Annotated in this window: 14 protein-coding genes and 1 pseudogene; 3 read left to right on the top strand and 12 right to left on the bottom strand. The window is 37.1% G+C overall.

Features of this window, described 5'->3' with window-relative positions:
- Positions 1-261 precede the first annotated feature (261 nt).
- From ACE198_RS12990 to ACE198_RS12975, 4 genes are all read right to left on the bottom strand, one after another.
- Entirely contained in the window at positions 262-2,673 is a 2,412-nt protein-coding gene (locus ACE198_RS12990) for a glycogen/starch/alpha-glucan phosphorylase (RefSeq protein ID WP_375375811.1), read from the bottom strand.
- Positions 2,674-2,810: 137 nt separating this feature from the next.
- Positions 2,811-3,650 carry an alpha/beta fold hydrolase gene (locus ACE198_RS12985; protein ID WP_375375810.1) on the bottom strand — a complete coding sequence of 280 codons (840 nt, stop codon included), beginning with the start codon at positions 3,648-3,650 and terminating at the stop codon, positions 2,811-2,813.
- A 66-nt stretch (positions 3,651-3,716) separates the two neighbouring features.
- Positions 3,717-5,543, bottom strand: coding sequence for an amidohydrolase (locus ACE198_RS12980; protein WP_375375809.1), 1,827 nt, complete (start codon positions 5,541-5,543; stop codon positions 3,717-3,719).
- 40 nt (positions 5,544-5,583) lie between these two features.
- On the bottom strand, positions 5,584-5,754 hold the full coding sequence (locus ACE198_RS12975; protein ID WP_375375808.1) for a XapX domain-containing protein: 171 nt from the start codon (positions 5,752-5,754) through the stop codon (positions 5,584-5,586).
- A 281-nt stretch (positions 5,755-6,035) separates the two neighbouring features.
- On the opposite strand from ACE198_RS12975, the gene ACE198_RS12970 reads away from it, so the two are divergent.
- Positions 6,036-6,677 (top strand): hydrolase, encoded by a 642-nt coding sequence (locus ACE198_RS12970; RefSeq protein ID WP_375375807.1) that lies wholly within the window; start codon positions 6,036-6,038, stop codon positions 6,675-6,677.
- 262 nt (positions 6,678-6,939) lie between these two features.
- On the opposite strand, the gene ACE198_RS12965 is transcribed toward ACE198_RS12970, so the two are convergent.
- The 6 genes from ACE198_RS12965 to ACE198_RS12940 form a co-directional block, all read right to left on the bottom strand.
- Positions 6,940-7,812: a LysR family transcriptional regulator gene (locus tag ACE198_RS12965; RefSeq protein ID WP_375375920.1), complete on the bottom strand. Its 873-nt coding sequence runs from the start codon at positions 7,810-7,812 to the stop codon at positions 6,940-6,942.
- Between the two features lie 152 nt (positions 7,813-7,964).
- Positions 7,965-9,212, bottom strand: a complete 1,248-nt coding sequence (locus ACE198_RS12960; RefSeq protein ID WP_375375806.1) for an NAD(P)/FAD-dependent oxidoreductase — start codon at positions 9,210-9,212, stop codon at positions 7,965-7,967.
- Between the two features lie 289 nt (positions 9,213-9,501).
- Positions 9,502-10,401, bottom strand: coding sequence for a cytochrome c oxidase assembly factor CtaG (ctaG, locus tag ACE198_RS12955; RefSeq protein WP_375375805.1), 900 nt, complete (start codon positions 10,399-10,401; stop codon positions 9,502-9,504).
- A 145-nt stretch (positions 10,402-10,546) separates the two neighbouring features.
- Positions 10,547-11,998 carry a sodium/proline symporter gene (locus tag ACE198_RS12950; RefSeq protein ID WP_375375804.1) on the bottom strand — a complete coding sequence of 484 codons (1,452 nt, stop codon included), beginning with the start codon at positions 11,996-11,998 and terminating at the stop codon, positions 10,547-10,549.
- Positions 11,999-12,149: 151 nt separating this feature from the next.
- On the bottom strand, positions 12,150-13,367 hold the full coding sequence (locus ACE198_RS12945; protein ID WP_375375803.1) for a Zn-dependent hydrolase: 1,218 nt from the start codon (positions 13,365-13,367) through the stop codon (positions 12,150-12,152).
- Entirely contained in the window at positions 13,360-14,073 is a 714-nt protein-coding gene (locus ACE198_RS12940) for an L-2-amino-thiazoline-4-carboxylic acid hydrolase (protein ID WP_375375802.1), read from the bottom strand. Before ACE198_RS12940 ends, ACE198_RS12945 begins: the two co-directional genes overlap by 8 nt.
- A gap of 166 nt (positions 14,074-14,239) precedes the next feature.
- Here ACE198_RS12940 and ACE198_RS12935 point away from each other — a divergent pair.
- A pseudogene (locus ACE198_RS12935) lies at positions 14,240-14,350 on the top strand (3-phosphoserine/phosphohydroxythreonine transaminase); the annotation flags it as partial.
- 167 nt (positions 14,351-14,517) lie between these two features.
- Here ACE198_RS12935 and ACE198_RS12930 read toward each other — a convergent pair.
- Together ACE198_RS12930 and ACE198_RS12925 are read right to left on the bottom strand one after the other, a co-directional pair.
- Entirely contained in the window at positions 14,518-15,249 is a 732-nt protein-coding gene (locus tag ACE198_RS12930; RefSeq protein WP_375375801.1) for a GTP cyclohydrolase II, read from the bottom strand.
- 158 nt (positions 15,250-15,407) lie between these two features.
- Complete coding sequence (locus tag ACE198_RS12925) at positions 15,408-16,568, bottom strand: aminotransferase (protein WP_375375800.1); 1,161 nt, start codon at positions 16,566-16,568, stop codon at positions 15,408-15,410.
- A 488-nt stretch (positions 16,569-17,056) separates the two neighbouring features.
- Between ACE198_RS12925 and ACE198_RS12920 the strand changes: the two genes are divergently transcribed.
- Complete coding sequence (locus tag ACE198_RS12920; RefSeq protein ID WP_375375799.1) at positions 17,057-18,295, top strand: benzoate/H(+) symporter BenE family transporter; 1,239 nt, start codon at positions 17,057-17,059, stop codon at positions 18,293-18,295.
- The last annotated feature ends 271 nt before the right edge of the window (positions 18,296-18,566 follow it).

Raw genomic sequence — 18,566 nt, 5'->3', positions numbered from 1 at the left:
ATAGATTAATTAAGTCGACACCTTTAATAACTGTTTACAGTTCAATTAAGGGTGTTGTTTTTATTAAAAAATGATTAAATTTTCTGTTGCTTTTCTTTCTAAAAGATTAGAGAAAAAATTCAGAAAGATATATATAAAGGAAAAAAGCAATGGTGAAAAGCAAAATTCAATAAGCTTTTCACCATGCTAATGGATAAATATGTGATTCAGATTTTTTCAACTGGTTTAAATAAAAACTAGAATTTTCCTAGACCAATTTGTTCAGTGAATAAATTGTTTCGCTGGTACGATATGCCAAATTTCTTCTGCATATTTTTTAACCGTATCGTCAGAACTAAACTGTCCAGCATTTGCGGTGTTCATCAAACTCATCTTCCTCCATGTTTTTTGATCTTTATATAACATGTCGATTTTTTCTTGGGCCGCCACGTATGGAAGGAAATCTTGAAGATTAAAATATTCATCGTTGTATTTAATCAACGCATCAAAGATTTCTTGACCTTCACGAATAATATTTGGAATCGTTCCATCAACAAGTGCATTCACCACGCGTTTGATGTATGGATCAGCATCATAAACAGCCCATGCATTATAATCATGTGCAAAATAGTGGGTATACACGTCTTCTTTATCCATCCCAAAGATTACGATATTTTCATCGCCAACAGCATCTCTAATTTCAATATTAGCACCGTCGAGGGTTGCTATCGTTACTGCGCCATTTAGCATAAACTTCATGTTTGAAGTACCAGATGCTTCTTTAGAGGCAAGTGAAATTTGCTCTGAAACATCTGCTGCCGGTACAATAATTTCTGCTAGTGAAACGTTATAGTTCGGTAAAAAGACAACTTTCAATTTATCTTTCAATGCTTTGTCGTTATTGACTAAGTTACCGACCTCATTAATCACCTTGATAACTGATTTTGCATAATAGTAGCTCGGTGCTGCTTTTGCTCCGAAAATGAAAACACGTGGCGTAATATCTAAATCAGGATTTTCCTTCAAATCCAGATATAACTTGATGATGTGTAAAAGATTTAATAGCTGACGCTTATACGCATGAAGACGTTTGACTTGTACATCGAAAATCGCATTTGGTGACACTTCAACACCAGTAGCTTCTTTTATGTATGCGGCAAGACGCTCTTTGTTTTGATGTTTTGCATGTGCAAGTTTATCTTGAACTTCTTTATCGTCTGCATAACTTTCTAAAAGTTTAATTTTGCTTGCATCTGCACGCCATTCCTTACCAATCGTCTCATCCAATACCTTAGACATTGGTTCGTTTGAAATTTGTGACCAACGACGGAAAGCAATCCCGTTGGTCTTATTATTAAAACGCTCAGGAAAAAGTACATAGAAATCATGAAGGACGACATCTTTCAATAAGTCAGAGTGGATTTTAGCAACCCCATTTGTTGAATGAGAACCGATGATAGCTAAGTGAGCCATATGCACTTGTCCCATTTGAATGATACGTGTACGTCCTACAATTTCAAGATCGGCAACTTTATTCATTTCTTCTACATAACGACGGTCGATTTCTTCAATGATTTGATAAACGCGTGGAATTAGGAATTTAACCATATCCACTGGCCATTTTTCTAATGCCTCTTGAAGAATAGTGTGGTTGGTATATGACATTGTTTTCACAGTCGCATTCCAAGCACGGTCCCAATCCATCTTATGGTCGTCAACCAGTAAACGCATAAACTCAGCAACTGCTAAAGCCGGGTGCGTATCATTGATGTGTACTGCGATTTTTGTGTAAATTTCATCAAGCGGGATTCCAAGTTTCAAATAATGTTTGACAATCGTTTGAAGCCCTGCTGAAGTAAAGAAATATTCCTGTACAAGTCTTAATTGGCGACCCTCATATGTCGAATCATCAGGGTAAAGCACACCAGTTATATCTTGAACTTGACGACGGTCGTTGATTGAATAGTATTTTCTTTCTTCAGATTCTGGAATTTCTACATCCCACAGACGAAGGTTGTTGACTTGTCCATTTTCATAACCAACCATTGCTGTGTCGTATGGTACTGCGCGCAAAACTCTAGGATTTTCATAAACCGGTGTGAAATTACCTGTCGACTCGTCTTCTTTAAGCCATACATTTCCTTCCATTTTCACTTCAACTGCTTCATGGGCTTTCCGGACTTCCCAAATATTGCCACCTTGAAGCCAAGCATCTGGAAATTCTACTTGATAACCGTCAATAAATTGTTGTTTAAACAAACCGTATTTGTAACGGATACCATTTCCGAATCCTGGAAGACCTGTCGATGCTAGCGAATCCATGAAACAAGATGCGAGACGACCGAGTCCACCGTTTCCGAGTGCCATGTCTTTTTCGGCTTCGGCAATCATATCAAAATCCAAACCTAATTCCGATAATCCATCGCGTACATCATCTAAAATCCCTAAGTTTAGCAAATTACTGCGAAGCATTTTTCCTGGTAAGAACTCGATCGAGAAGTAATAGGCAGTTTTGGTTTGATTCTCCATTTGGTAGCGACGTACATCGCGCCAATCCTCAGAAATATAGTTCTTAATTACCGAACCGAGAGATTCAAATAGTTCCTGTGCATTTGCATCCGCAGTTTCAATCGCGAATTTTTCATGCAATCGATTTTTAAAATCTGTTTGGAACTTCTTTTTGGGTAATTTCACAAGCAGCGACCTCTTTTCATTTTTTTGATGTTCATCGATATGGAATACAGAATCCTTTAAACCACCAATATCGTGGACAACCGTTCAGAGAAGATGAAAGGTGAAATTTTTTTCTAGAGTTTAAAAAATATTCATTTTTAATCAGCCCTCAAAAATGATAACAGTGCTTTATTAAATTCTTTGGCATGTGTTGCATTGATCCCATGTGGACCAGCCTTTATTAAAGCTAACTTAGAATTTGGAATTGCTTCATGTGTTCTCTTACCACTATATTCAAATGGAACAATTGCATCAGAATCACCATGTATAACAAGGGTAGGTATATCAAATTTGGCTAAATCCTCTCTAAAATCCGTTTTACTGAAAGCAACGATACAATCTAGTGTCCCTTTTGGTGATGCACCTGCTGCAATATCCCTATTGTAAAGTCGGAATGGTTCACTGACTAAGTCAGTTCTGTCTCCTACAGCAAAAAATCCTCGCGTAAATTCATCAAGAAATGCTAGGCGATCATTTTTTACTCCATCTTCAAATCTTTGAATTGCTAAATCATCAAATACTCCCTCAGAATGATCTTTTGACTTGTAAAGAAATGGTGGTACAGCTCCCGCGAATACTGCCTTCTCTACTCTATTTGTTCCGTAGATTCCGATATAGCGAGCTACTTCTCCACCTCCCATTGAAAATCCTACCAGTGTCACATGTTGGAGATCCAAATGCTCTAGTAACAAATGTAAATCAGTAGCGAATGTATCATAATCGTAACCATTCCATGGCTGAGAAGAGTTCCCGTACCCACGACGGTCATAAGTTATGACTCTGTATCCAGCCTCAACGAGAGCGGGAACTTGGTATTCCCAAGATCGACCACTTAATGGCCAGCCGTGAATTAATACAACCGGCTTCCCTGTACCATGATCCTCATAATATAGTTCTATGGGGTTTTGATTTTCTGTTCCTACCGTAATTTTCGCCATACTTCCACCTCAAAAAAATATTTTTATAATATCTATCCTTAAATTAAATTAAATCTTTATTTCGAATTAAAAGACGAAGCAATCCAAATCACAGAACCCGCTGCCGTGATGATGGTGATGATTACAGGTATGCAGATGACTCTTATGAGTCAATATCCCACTTCCTTCAATTTTAGAAGAATTATCATAACCCCCAAAGAAATTATAAGGTGCCCAATCAGGACTAGCTTTTGGGGCTGGAGGCGATAGTTTTTGAAATTCGGCAGTCCCATAGACAATCTTTCCTCCAACTACTGTTAATACCGACTCGATTCGTTTGATCTCTTCATCCGGAACATCGAAGAAATTAGCAGAAGGTATGGAAAGGTCTGCATATTGGCCTTCTTTGATTTGTCCCTTAACTCCTTCCTCAGCAGAGAACCATGCATTTCCAGCCGTATACATATAAAGGGCTTGTTGTCGATCTAATCGATTAGAAGCTGGATACAAACTTAACCCACCGACAGTTTTTCCAGTGACCAACCAATATAACGAAACCCAAGGATTGTAACTGGCCACCCGTGTAGCATCAGTACCCACGCCTACATTTAAACCAGCTGATAGCATCTTTTTTATAGGAGGTGTGTTCTCAGCAGCTTGAGAACCATATCTATCGACAAAATATTCTCCTTGGAATGCCATTCGATTTTGGACAGCTATTGAACCACCTAATTCTGCTACACGTTCCAAGTCCCGTTCTTGTATGGTTTCTGCATGATCCAAGATCCAACGTAATTCTTTGAATGGTACCTCTTTGTTCACTTTTTCAAAAACATCAAGGAATCGCGATATCGATTCACCATACGTTGCGTGTAGGCGGAAGGGCCAACGATTCTGTACGAGATGCTCTGTAACCTTAAATAACTCTGATTCCATTACGGCAGGCAGTTCGGGGCGGGGTTCGACAAAATCCTCAAAATCAGCTGCACTATAAACAAGCATTTCACCAGCACCATTGTGCCGATAGTAAGGACTACCAGTATATGGTTTAGTATTGGTCGTCCATGTTTTAAAGTCGTCAAGCTCCTGATCTGGATGCTGTGTAAATAGGTTATATGCAGTACGGACTGTTATTTCTCCACGCTTATCCAATTCCTCAAAAACCTGATAATCATCAGGGTAATTCTGGGCACCGCCGCCAGCGTCTATAACGCTAGTGATACCAAACCGGTTCAATTCCCTCATAAATAAACGTGTTGAATTCATTTGGTCCTGAAATGACAACTTTGGTCCCCGTGCTAAAGTTGCATATAATATCGCTGCATTTGGACGAGCAATAAGCATTCCAGTTGGATTGCCTTTTTTGTCACGTTGGATCTCTCCTCCAGGAGGGTTAGGGGTATCCTTTGTATACCCAACCGCACGAAGAGCGGCTTTATTTAAGAATGCTTGACGGTATAAATTAAGAATAAATACAGGTGTATCCGGAGCAATCCGATTAATTTCCTCCAAGGTCGGCATCCGGCGTTCCTGAAATTGAAACTCAGTCCAGCCGCCAACTACCCGAACCCAATGAGGAGCGGGGGTTCGGTCCACTTGTTGTTTCAACTTGCGCAAGGCATCAGCCACTGATGGAACACCATCCCAACGCAGCTCTAAGTTAAAATTTAATCCTCCGCGTATGAGGTGAATATGGGAGTCATTTAATCCAGGAATCATAAGTCGTTTATTTGCATTAATCACTTTAGTCGATGTTCCTTTGTATTGCATTACCTCGGATTCGTTACCCACAGCTATGAAACGGTCACCTCTAATCGCAACTGCTGTGGCCATCGGATTTGCTTCGTCCATAGTCACAATATTTGCATTGTGAATCAATATTTCTGCCTCTACAATGTTGGTTTCTCGCGACATAATCTAATTACCTCCACATTAAATAATGTTGTACCTACAATCATTGATGGTTGAACCATAACTTAATCCACGGAACTAGCCGTTGCCCTAAGAACATTCCAACTAGACCGATTAACCCAAGCATTGGGGGGGCGGGTGACGGAATACGAAGTGCTTGAAAAATTAAACCAATGACGATACCTGTACCTAAAGCTAATAAAACAGAACCCACTCACTAACTTCCTCCTCTGGCGATTAGTTTTAATTGCTGAACAATTCCGCCTTTTTAGTCTAATAATAAAAATAGGTGACTATCAATATTGTTTTACCTATAGAATGTATAGGCAAAAACTATGAAACTTTCTGTTGAAATTATTCATAGGTACCATCTATGAGAAATATAGATAATTTGCAATTGATTCATGGATTGGTTTTCAAATACTATAAATTCGAACAGCAGTTCACAATCTGTGAATCCTGCTGTAACTAATATAACGAAAGTAGGAATGTAAAATGTTTCATGCCAATTCTGATTTGCTTACTGCTGATAACTCTGTAGTAATCCTTATTGATCATCAACCTCAAATGCTTTTCGGGGTACAAAGCCACGATCGACAAACCATTATCAACAACACGGTGGGATTAGCTAAAACAGCGAAAGTGTTCAATGCACCTGTTATACTAACTACGGTTGCTTCGGATACATTTTCAGGCCCGTTACATCCACAAGTCCAAGAGGTTTTCCCTGATCAAAACCCGATAGACCGTACAAGTATGAATGCATGGGAAGATGATAATTTTTTGGAAGCTGTTAGAAAGACGGGGCGAAAGAAATTGGTTATTGCAGCCTTGTGGACTGAAGTATGTCTTGCGTTCCCCACAATTTCTGCAATTAAAGATGGTTACGAGGTTTATATTGTAACCGACGCTTCTGGTGGTACTTCTGATGAGTCGCACAATATGTCCATTCAACGTATGATTCAAGCTGGTGCAGTTCCGGTTACATGGGAGACTGTCCTTTTAGAATATCAGCGTGATTGGAGTCGTCAAGAGAGTTACGATGCTGTCATGGAAATCGTAATGAACCACGGTGGAGCGTACGGAGCGGGAGTAATCTATGCCCAAGCTATGTTTGGTGGACACGAAGGAAAGTAGAAATCCTGAATAATGGTAGTGGAACTGGATTTGCTATGTTCAAATATCTATATATATGCCAGTCATGGAAGGTACCATCCAAGCTGTGAATCGATAGTTATTTCTATTAATTAAGGTATAAACAAAACAGCCTAAGCCCGTTATTCCACGGGACTTAGGCTGCTTTAATAGAATCCTTTTTAACTATTGATACTTGTGAGGGGTATGGCCGGATTATACATGCGTCGATATTCTAAAATCTCATTGATTGGAAAGTTATATTTTAATGTTTCTCCGAATCCTTTAACCTATTTATAAAAACACTAGCCGCATAACTTAAAATTTTATCATCACGATGAATAAGATTAATATCTTGACTCGGTATTGGATCAACGATACGAACTACGCTTAATGAATCTTCCCTTACAAAATCAACAATTGAGATTGGTACTATGGCGACCCCAAAACCATTACGTACAAGACTCAATAGAGAAAACGAAGATTCGGTTACTAGACTTTCTTCACATAAGGAACATCCTAAATTTTTAAAATATAAATCAATCACTTCGCGACAACTGCTTGAAACCATTATTCTACTAAGTCCTACTAATTCGCGAAAGGTAACAAATGGTTTTTTATCCAAAGAATGATTTTTTTCCACAACAAGGACGAACTCTTGGCAATACAAAAAAGTGATTGTTAATGTTTCAGGAACCTGTGAACTACGTGTAATTCCAATATCAATATTATTTTCAATTATTTGGTTTACAACATCTTCTGATTCTATGATTTTTACAAAGATGTTGGGATACAAGTGGTGAAACTGTGTAATTTGAGGTGTTAAATAGTTGAGGTCCTCCAATAATCCTCCTACAGTAATGAAACCTCTTTTCAAACCTTTTAATTCAATGAATTCATTATTTACTTCATCTAGCAAATGCATGATAGATATACCTTTATCAAATAATATCTTACCAGCATCTGTAATCTTGATGCCTCTACCAATTCGATTAAATAAGGGTATATTAAATTCACCTTCTAAGACACGTATTTGCTGACTTAAGGTTGGTTGTGAAACATTCAGAACTTCCGAAGCTTTAGTAAAACTACCACTATTACAAATTTGAATAAAATACTCTAATTGACGTAATTCTATTGTAAAACCTCCTCGTAAGTGAATAACGCTGCCTTTGTGGCCAATTCAAAACGAATGGTGAATCTGATAGGAAAAATGCAGATAGCTTCCCAAGGGAGGCTATCTGCATTTTTTTCTTCTGCAGGCAAACCAATACCAATCTTATTTGTAAATTATACAGTTGCTTCTCTATAGCGGTAAGGCAAGAAATCCTCAAGCTTATTTATATAATTTGGTTGAGATTCTATTAGTATTTCTTCCTTATCATCCAAAGGAGGAACGATAAATTTTGTGTTAACTTCTATTTTCACTCCCTTGGCGTCCATCCCCTTCATCATTACTTTTTTATCCCATCCATCTGTAACCAATCCTCCCCATTCTCCAAGATCAAGACATGTACAATAGTAAGGCTGTCCGTAAGGTAATGAATCTTTTTCGAACAAGTTGCTTGTCAGATTATAACCCGCAAATTTTCCTTGAGGTGAGGCATGCTGGCATGACATCAATGCAACATGTGTTTCATCTGCCAGTACATTGGCACAGTCTCCAGCTGCGTATACATCCTCGGTACCTATTACACGTAAAAATTGATCAACAGGCAACCTGCCGAAATGATCACGTTCCACTGGGAAATGAGAGGTTAAAGGACTTGCTTTTACTCCTGCAGTCCAAATTGTAGTTAACGCAGCTAGTTTTTCACCATTACTTAGTACCACACCATCCTCAGAAATGCTTTGTACAGATACTTTTGTGATCGACTCGATACCCAAATCAGATAGAGCCTCTTTAATTACTGCACGAGGTTCTTCGCTGAAATCAGCAGCAATATCAGAATGATCGACTAATAGAATACGAACAACCGAAGGGTCATCCCCATTTTTTTCTGCAACACGTTTTAGCCTGGAAACCATTTCTGTAGCGACTTCTATACCTGTAAAACCAGCACCAACAACGATGGTCGTATAGCATCCTGCTAAAGATCTTTTTGATACCAAATTATCTAAGTGCTGATGAAGTTTACTTGCTTCCTGGTATGTATCAACAGAGAAAGCATGCTCGTTAAGACCAGGGATATTCGGTCTTTGCAAAATACTCCCTGCAGCCAGAACTAGTTTGTCGTATGGCAATGTTAAAGTATCAGAAGAGCTTGAGACGGTCACTGTTTTGTTATCGAAATCAATACCATCTACGTTTCCTTCAATATTTTTTACCCCGATTGGTTTAAGGATTCTTTCAAATGGTATACGAACTTGAGACAAATCAGATTCATAATTTCTAGGACGCATATTTAAGAAAGAATCTCTACTTACCACGGTAACTTCTACTTCATTTTCCTTTTCAAGTTCAATCGCCCTTCGAACTGCCCCTGCTGCACTCCAAAAACCAGCAAATCCCCCACCGATAATTATAATTTTTTTCATGATTCATTCTCCAATCGTGTTTAATTTTAAAAAAGCAGCTAAACAATGATGAGACATATATCCATTGCAGCCTAAGTTATGATTTTGTTCTTGTCTATCACTCTACTGTTGTTTGTTATCACTCTACTGTTGTTTGTTATCACTCCATTCTTTAATCACACTCTTATATATAACGAATCTCTGATTCCTTTTGTGACATCCTTGTAATAAAAAACGCAAGAGCCATTAAGCACTTGCGTTTCTTGATATCACTATCAATATCTTTTCATTTGCACAGTTTCAAGTCGAATTATGATTGCCCACGTTTTGTTTCTTCTAATGCTTCCTCTTGGTCTTTACGGTACCAATCGGCAAAAATTTTAGCAATAATGACCGCATATACAATTTCCTGTACCGTCTTCATGAGAATTCCACCCAGTTGTTGGTCCTGAAGAGGACCTAAGGGATTAAACATTTTTAACAGCTCAGGGCCAGCAGATCCTAGCCTCGACATGGATGAAGGGGTTGCGCATAAAGATAATGCATTGATCCAAGTCTCAGGGTCTGAATAAGTTTGGTATATTGGTTTATCTGCAAAGATAATTAGAGCACAAGCTGGCAACATCAGTGCACCATTGGCAAACATATATCCTGTCTTAAGTATCCCTGACATGTCTTTACTTCCACTCAAATTATTTAGAATTGGCCAAAACATGAAAATGGCCAGTAAAAATAAGAGAGAATGGATAAATGCATGATAGAAGTTATTGGTTTTTGAAAAATCGAGTATAAACGGAATATGGTAGAATGAAAAACATACATTGAACAAAAGCATAGCAATGAAAGGTTTATCAAAGAAACGGAACAATAGTTTTATCAGCCTGGTGTCTAACGCACATCTCCATAACCAATCCGGTATCCCTTTAATAAAGAGAATTGGAATAATTAACAATAGGAAAGCCATTTGAACCATATGCATCGTCAGCATCATGTGGCTCATCAAATCGATTGGTGACCCTTTTATTAGATACAAAAGAAGAATAAATCCAGTAAAAAAGGCTCCCTGATTTATAGTAAGCGGTTCACTCTGTTTAAAAGATTTTCTATATTTCACCGTGATTAGGTAATAAAGAAATAGAATTATAAATAGAAGCGAGGCGAAAAATGGGCTCCAAAGTGAGCGAAAATCAAATAAATAAAATATTGTCATATGCCTCTCCCTCTTATTCATTGAAAAAAAGTAAGATCGATGATTAAACCGTCCATAAAGCTGCTTTCCTCTTAATTTGTCTAAAGAACAAATATAAATACTTCATGGTAGCATAATGTCATCACTCTATTAATATTTGGACACTTTAAACAGTTTTACGTTGTTTATCTGGCCAATAAAGACTTACAAAAATTCCGACGATTAGACATATAATGAATGTGGAAGCTTTGGCTGAAACGATAGCTTCTAATGGTGAGATTGACCATAGAATAGCACTTAAAAAACCTGTTATTATGGTTACAACTACGCCTGTGCCAGATGTTTTTTTCCAATAGAAGATTAGTAGGATAATAGCCGAGAATGTATTGCCGACTCCTGCCCAAGCAAAGCTGACCATATTATAAATAATGGACCCGGAGGCTAATGAAATCACTATACCAACCAAGCCACTAAAAATAACCATTAATCGGGAGATTTTCACTAAAGTTGTACTCTTCATAGAAATCCCCATTGCTTTATGAATGATATCTTCACTTATTGATGTTGTAATAACAAGTAATTGAGAAGAGGCGGTAGACATAATGGCAGCTAATATTCCGGAAATGATGATTCCTGAAACCCAAGGCGGTAATAAATCAAATACCATATGAGGCAGAATCATTTCAGAATCCTCAATTGTCCCCTGTTTATAGATAACAGCAGCAAAAATTGCCGTTAAAAAAGCACCAACATAAACAATTAATGTCCAACCGATAGCTACCGTTTGAGCTGTTTTAAGTTCTTTTTCATCCTTTAGGGCCATAAACCTTGAACTTAGCTGAGGTTGTCCACCAAGCCATCCAAAAAACCAAGAAAGATTGGTGAAAAGCATGGCTCCAAGTGCGAGTCCCGTTAACCCTCCAAACCAATTATCTGCACCATTGCCCATTGCAGTAAGTTCAGTTGAAATGGATAATCCATTTTGTTGAATTTCAAAATATCCTGCGATAGGAACAATTATAAATGCCAAAAGCATTAAAAAACTTTGAATAGTATCCGTCCAAACCACCGACATAAATCCACCCATGCAAGAGTATGCAATAATAATAAATCCAATAATTACTGTTCCAACGGTAATATCGAGTCCTGAAAACGAATATAAAGTTTTACCCACGCCAGAAAATTGGGCGGCAAGATAACAAGTAAAAAAGATAACCATGATGATCGATGAAAACCAGCGAATCACATTACTATGATTGGGAAATCTTACGGCTATATAATCTGTTAAGGTATACACATTATATTTTTTGGTTTCCTTCATAAATCTTTTTGCTAATACAAGCCAAGAAAAGAGAATGCCTAGAAACATCCCAGATAAAATCCAAATTCCTGACAATCCTGTTGTATAAATAAAACCCACTGCTCCCAGGAACATATAAGCTGATTCTCCAGTAGCTCTTTCAGAAAACGCTAGTGCCCAACCAGGTAATTTATTTCCTCCAAGAAAATAATCAGCGTGGTCTAAATCTTTTCTACAAAAATACACACCCACAAGCAACATTAAAAAAATGTATACGATAATTTCGGCAAATACAACTGTTGAACCTGAAAAATTCATTTCTTTACTCCTTTTTGATTTCTAATTAAGCTCATTGGAATAGTAAGAATTAAAAGTAAACTGAGTGACAATAATTAAATGTTTTAAAGACAATTTCTAAAAAATATTTTAGCCTACTAAAAAAACATCAAGGCTCAGTATTCTTAAGACTTTACTTTGCATCCAATATTAAAACAGTTTTAAATAGTACAATAGCTGCTTTTTCAATATCTTGTGCTGATGAAAATTCCTTTGGATTATGGCTGATTCCATCTTTTGATCTAACAAATATCATCGCTATAGGAAATCGATCTTTAAACTGCATTCCGTCGTGTCCTGCCCCACTTGATAATGATACAACTGATTCACCTATTTCACGAATGCTGCCTTTAACCACATCTTGAATACCTTCATCACATGGAACAGGTGCCACGCGTTGTAATTCATTTACTTTTAAATGAATATGTCTTGCAGCCGCTGTCTTTTCAGCAAATTGTGTTATCTTTCTTTCAACCTCATCACGGATGTCATCATCAATATCCCGGATATCCATTGTCCATATCACTTCACCAGGAATGACATTTACTCCATTGGGTTTTACAGACAGTTTTCCGACCGTAGCAACAGCAGTTGGATATTCGCTCGCTATTTTTTCAGCCTCAGCAATGATTAAACTCGCCCCCACTAAAGCATCTTGCCTCTGATCCATTGGTGTTGCACCCGCATGCTCAGATAAACCTGTTAATGTAAATTGTAGCCATAAAGGACCAGCAATCCCTGTCACACAACCTACTGCAGCATCATGATTTTCAAGAACTTTCCCTTGTTCAATATGAACTTCTACATAGCATTTTACATTTTCTATTTTTGCACTTTGGAGTCGATACTTCTCCAAACCATATTCCTTAATGGCTTGTTCAATCGAAACTCCTTGCTGATCTACTCTATTTAAATCTTCATCAGTTAATGTTCCTGCCACTGCCCTACTTCCAATCATACCAAAGCCAAAGCGAGTACCTTCTTCATCCTTAAATGCAATCACCTTGACTGGATGATTCAATCTGATTTCTTTTTCCTTTAATGAATGAAGGACTTCAATCGCCGTTAAAATGCCTAAACTGCCATCATATTTTCCGCCATTTGGCACCGAATCAATATGCGATCCTAGTAAAATAATAGGTAAATTCTCTTTGCCTTTTAGACTACCTATTAAATTCCCTACTGCGTCATATTCCACAGTTAGATCTGCAGTCTCCATATACTTTTTAACTAGTTCATTGGCTAATCTTTCTTCATTTGTATATGAATAACGATTTACTCCACCCTCATTTGTTCTTCCTATTTCTGATAATTCCTGTAAATGGCTCGTTAATCGATGGATATTAATCATTTTGTTTCTCATCATCCTTTAATTGAAAACGGAAATGGCATTGTCCGTGTTTCAAAAGAAACTGATCATGTACGACATTAAATTGATTGTTATACCCGTGAGCGATGGCATCATCAATAATCCTGCAATATACAAGTCCGTATTTATGCATATCATCATCCGCCCATTGCTGACCTAACGGACATACTATAAAGGTTTGCTCAATCTCACCAGGTGTAAAGTTCTCCTCAATAATAAATAACTCACTTCTGCCCATGTCATAGTTCGGTAAGTAATTTTGAATCGTATTATTTTGCCCGTTTATTCTGGCTCTTTGAGCAATCCCATAACCACGATTTTCGCCAAACTCCCAAACTGCCTCTTCCATTATTTTTTCACCTTCATCTCCATACGTATCAACAATTGCTTTCGTAATTTGAGCAAAAAGTCTGGCGAATAAGGTAAAAGAATTAAGATTCTGATATTTATTCTTAGTATTATGGTCTTTAGGAATATAATCAAATAATCTGTGAATATCCCCCTCTATTACAGCTTTACTAGCAATATCCTCTGCATCTTTATAACCAAAATTTTCAATTCCCTGTTGAAGAAGCAATTTGCCTTTTTCCCCATATTTAGCAACAACATTTTTTTCGATAGAAGTAAATAGTTTTGTTGTCATGACTTCCATAGAATATGGTGCAATATTATGAAGTTCATTACTCATTGGTTTCACTCTCTTTCATGAAAATTAAATAAAAAAATAAACAAAATAATCCCTTTATCTTTTTCTATTTTATAAGAATTAAAGAATATTAAACCATCCAATAAATATATAAAAAGACCATCCACTTAACATATTAGAATATTTAACCACTTTTACTTTAAAAAGATTTGTCGGATTGATTGGACACCGTTCTGAAGGGGGATGTCGTGCATCAACCTATAACGCTGTTCCATATGAGGCATGCAAGGCATTAAGTGAATTTATGATTGAGTTTTAAATGAAAAATGTATAAATAATTAAATTCCAGCTGTTTTTTATTATTAAAATAACGTTGTAAAAAGAAGATCCCATATTAAAAAAGGATCTTCTTTAATTTCTCTAAAATAGTTCCATATCTATTGGGTCACGTCTACCATTAACAGTAAATGTTTGTGTATACTGCAGCTAAGCCATATGCTCTGATTTTCTTATTTTCGTCTGTAAATATTTTTCATTGTACTCGGAGATATCGCCCCATAAAGGCGTCCTACCTATAACAGGAAGTCCTGCCTCTTTCAACGCTTTAAGCTTTTTTGGATTGTTTGTAATCAGAGTAACAGGTTTCGCTCTTAGTGCTTTTAGTACTTCGATGGCTTCATCATAGTTCCTTAAATCATCAGTAAAACCAAGCTCCTCATTCGCTTCAACAGTATCATAGCCATTTTCCTGAAGAAGATAGGCGATAGCCTTGTTAAATAATCCTATTCCTCTGCCTTCATGATTGGCTAAATAGAATACCGCTCCCACTCCGTGCTCGGAAACCATCTTCATCGATTGTTTAAGCTGGAAACCACAATCGCAGCGCTTGCTGCCAAAGATATCTCCTGTATGGCAGATTGAGTGCATTCTAATTAGCGCATTTTCGCCATATTCAAAATCTCCATAAACAAGGACACTCGATTGTTGATATTCTGCTAGATTTAGAGACGTTAACTGATCAATCACACGCTGGAAATCCTTTGTCTCGCGGTCGCTCTTCAACCAGCTATACCATTTAAACTCGACTGTTTTCCCGTCTAAATTAACAGGTAGCTTGATTGGTCCAACCAGATAGATCACTTCATTACCTTTTTTTATCATTTTAATTTTATCTTCTAATATAGTGAAAACATTTGAGTTTAATTGTACTTGTTCCACTATGATTCCCCCGATTCAATAGTTTCGTAGATTTATGATATCAAGTATTTTTCTTTCACGGGCTGAACCGTAACGGAATATCCCCTGATTCTCGCTTACCAAATGGAGTGTAATAACTTGTCACCACCCCATTCGATTCAGGTACCTTCTTTCACACTTTATAAATTTTCTAAAAATTGTCCCATCCTTTCCATCGCCTCATGCAGTTTTTCCATTGAAGTTGCATAAGAGCAGCGGATATGCCCTTCTCCACTATTTCCGAAGGCACTTCCGGGTACAACTGCTACCTTATGTTGAATTAGAAGTTTTTCCGCAAACTGTTCTGACGTTAGCCCAGTTTGGCGAACCGATGGAAATACGTAGAAAGCACCTTCTGGTAAATGACAATGTAATCCCATTTTATTTAGTTGGTTTACTAGAAAATTACGTCTTTCACGATAAGAATTTCTCATCTCAATTATATATCTTTGTCCGTTTCTTAAAGCTTCAATTGCTCCGTATTGAGTTATGGATGGAGCACTTATGGTTGCGTGTTGAAGGACCTTTACAATCGGTTGTGTTAACCACTCAGGAGCACATATATATCCTAATCTCCATCCAGTCATCGCAAATGCTTTTGAAAAACCGGATACAAGAATCGTCCGGTCTCTCATTCCCTCAATTGAGGCTATCGAGCAAAAGGTGTCTTCTTCATATGTCAATTCAGCATATATTTCATCAGTAATAACTAATAAATCATGTTTTACGATTATTTCAGCTAATGCTTCTAATTCCTGCTTTTTTAGCAAACTTCCTGTAGGGTTATTCGGAAAACAAAGAATAATTGCCTTTGTTCTTGAGGAAATGCTTTGTATAATTTGTTCAGGTTGAGGTTTAAACTCGTTTTCAAAGGTAGTAACAATTGGCACAGGTTTCCCCCCAGCCATTGCAACCAATGCCTCATAAGCAACATAGCTAGGTTCTACTATCATCACTTCGTCACCTGAATTAATAATAGCCCTCAATGAACTATCTAAGGCTTGACTACCTCCTACCGTAACAATTATTTCTGTATCAGGTGAGTAGGAAACTTGAAAACGGTTACCCATATAATATGAAATTTCCTTACGTAGTTCTATTAATCCTTCTATTTCTGTATTCGTAGTATACCCTCGTTCAATAGATTGTATGGAAGCATGACATATAGACCAAGGTGTGATAAAATCCGGTTCTCCAACTCCTAATGAGATTACTCCTTCCAAACTATTAGCTAAATCAAAGAAACGACGAATACCAGAAGGTTTTATTTGTTCCGTTCGAGAGGATAGATACGATTTCATAGATGTATACCACCATTTTTAATTATCTTATTAACTGTTCTTTAATACCAAGTTTGCAGCAAAAATTAGTAAGGTATCCTGCTTATATATATAATAAAAATTGCCAAAATCTACTCCTTTCTGAACAACCTTCAATAAGAAAGCAATCATTAAGATTACCTTTCAATCTATATTAAAGAAACATCAGATAAAATAACCATCCAATTACCTATTTATTCAATCATCCTTTTCCGAAAAGACAAGATTTGTTCCTTAATAACAAAAATATCAAACAGCATATCTTGTTTAATAAATGGTATTTTAATAGAATTATAAAATGTGATTCGTAATAAAAAGTGGATGAGAATAAATGATCAAAATTGGGTGGTTTAAAACTTTCAAAATCTTTTATGATTATTGAATAGCTTCCTATTGCAACTATTACATAAAAGGAATAAATTGCGAATGGAACTTACAGTGATTTTTTAACTAGGAAGGAGCATTTAGGTATGAGCCTTATCCAAGAAAAGGGCAAATGGAGAAGGAATATATTTCTTCTGAGAGATTTAAATAACAAAAATATAGCTGCGGGGACCGTTGCGGGAATATTCGTTATAACAGGTCCATCTGCTCTAATACTAGAAGCTTCATCAAATGGAAATTTTAGTGCAGCACAAACCATACTATGGATATTTGCGGTTTATGTAATCGGAGGTATATTGGGAATTTTCCTTCCTTTATACTACCGAATACCTATCGTTGGAGGTCATACTTTAACAGGAACTGCATTTCTTGCCACTATGACAAGTCAGTTTTCTTTTAATGAATTAATAGGTGCATACATCGTTTCAGGAATATTTATATTAGTAGTTGGATCACTTAGTATTTTTTCAAGATTAGTTAAATTGGTACCTAGGGAAGTTATTTCCGCAATGCTGGCAGGAATGATTATGAAATACATGGTAAATTTCATCATTTCGATAACCCAACTTCTGCTAGTTGGAGCTATTTCTTTGATTACTTTCTTTGTTTTTAGTAAATGGAGGACAAAAATCCCCCCTGTAATTGCGGCAATTGTCATCGGGACAATTGTATTATCCCTAACTTATCCCATAAATATCGGTGATATAGTTCTTGGAAAGTTTCTTCCGCAGATTCAAAAGCCGAACTTTAATACAATCAGCATTCTTTCTGTATCGATTCCACTTGCATTACTAATTTTAAGTAACGATGTGGCGGTTGGAGTAGGTGCATTAGAACAAAATCAATATCGTACTCCCATTAATCGAATTGTTTCATTAAGTGGAGTATTTTCTGTTATCTCAGGCTTCTTTGGGGGGCAATCTGCAAATATAGCCGGTATGGCAACTGTCATTTGTTCGGATGAAGAGGCAGGTCCGAAGGAAAAAAGATACATGGGAGCCGTCGTTGCTGGTGTTCTATTATTAACTTTTGGGTTATTTTCATGGAAACTTGTTCCTTTTATTCAAGCATTACCGAAAGAATTTATCTCCATAATTGTGGGATTTTCACTTCTTGGTGTGTTCGGTAAAAGTATCCATGAAAGTTTCTCGAATCCATCAATGAAAACAAGCGCAACATTCGCCTTAATTATTTCCTTATCCAATATAACCATATTAAATATAAGCTCCCCGATTTGGTCCTTATTGATAGGCACCTTAATTGCTAGATATATTGAAAAGGATCCAATGGGGAAAAGGGAGAATAATAGAAAAAGAACCGTTTAAAAAGTAACCAATCCATTAATTTATACAGAAATGCGTATAAAGAGGCTTTAAAATACTAAAAAAGAAACGCTAAAACCTTCGTTTTAGCGCCAGACTGTCGACAAATCCGAAGGATTTCGGGTTTTAAATCGACAGTCTTTTTTATTTGGCTACATTAAACTAGTCTGTTGATTTCCGTTCCAGGCGGCTTCGCTTTCCGCGGGCGGTTCGGGGAGCCTCCTCGACGCTTTCAGCGTCTGCGGGGTCTCCCCTGTCCCGTACTCCCGCAGGA

The organism is Neobacillus sp. KR4-4, from assembly GCF_042136325.1.
GTDB lineage: Bacteria > Bacillota > Bacilli > Bacillales > Cytobacillaceae > Neobacillus.
This window is presented reverse-complemented; position numbering and strand designations above follow the sequence as displayed.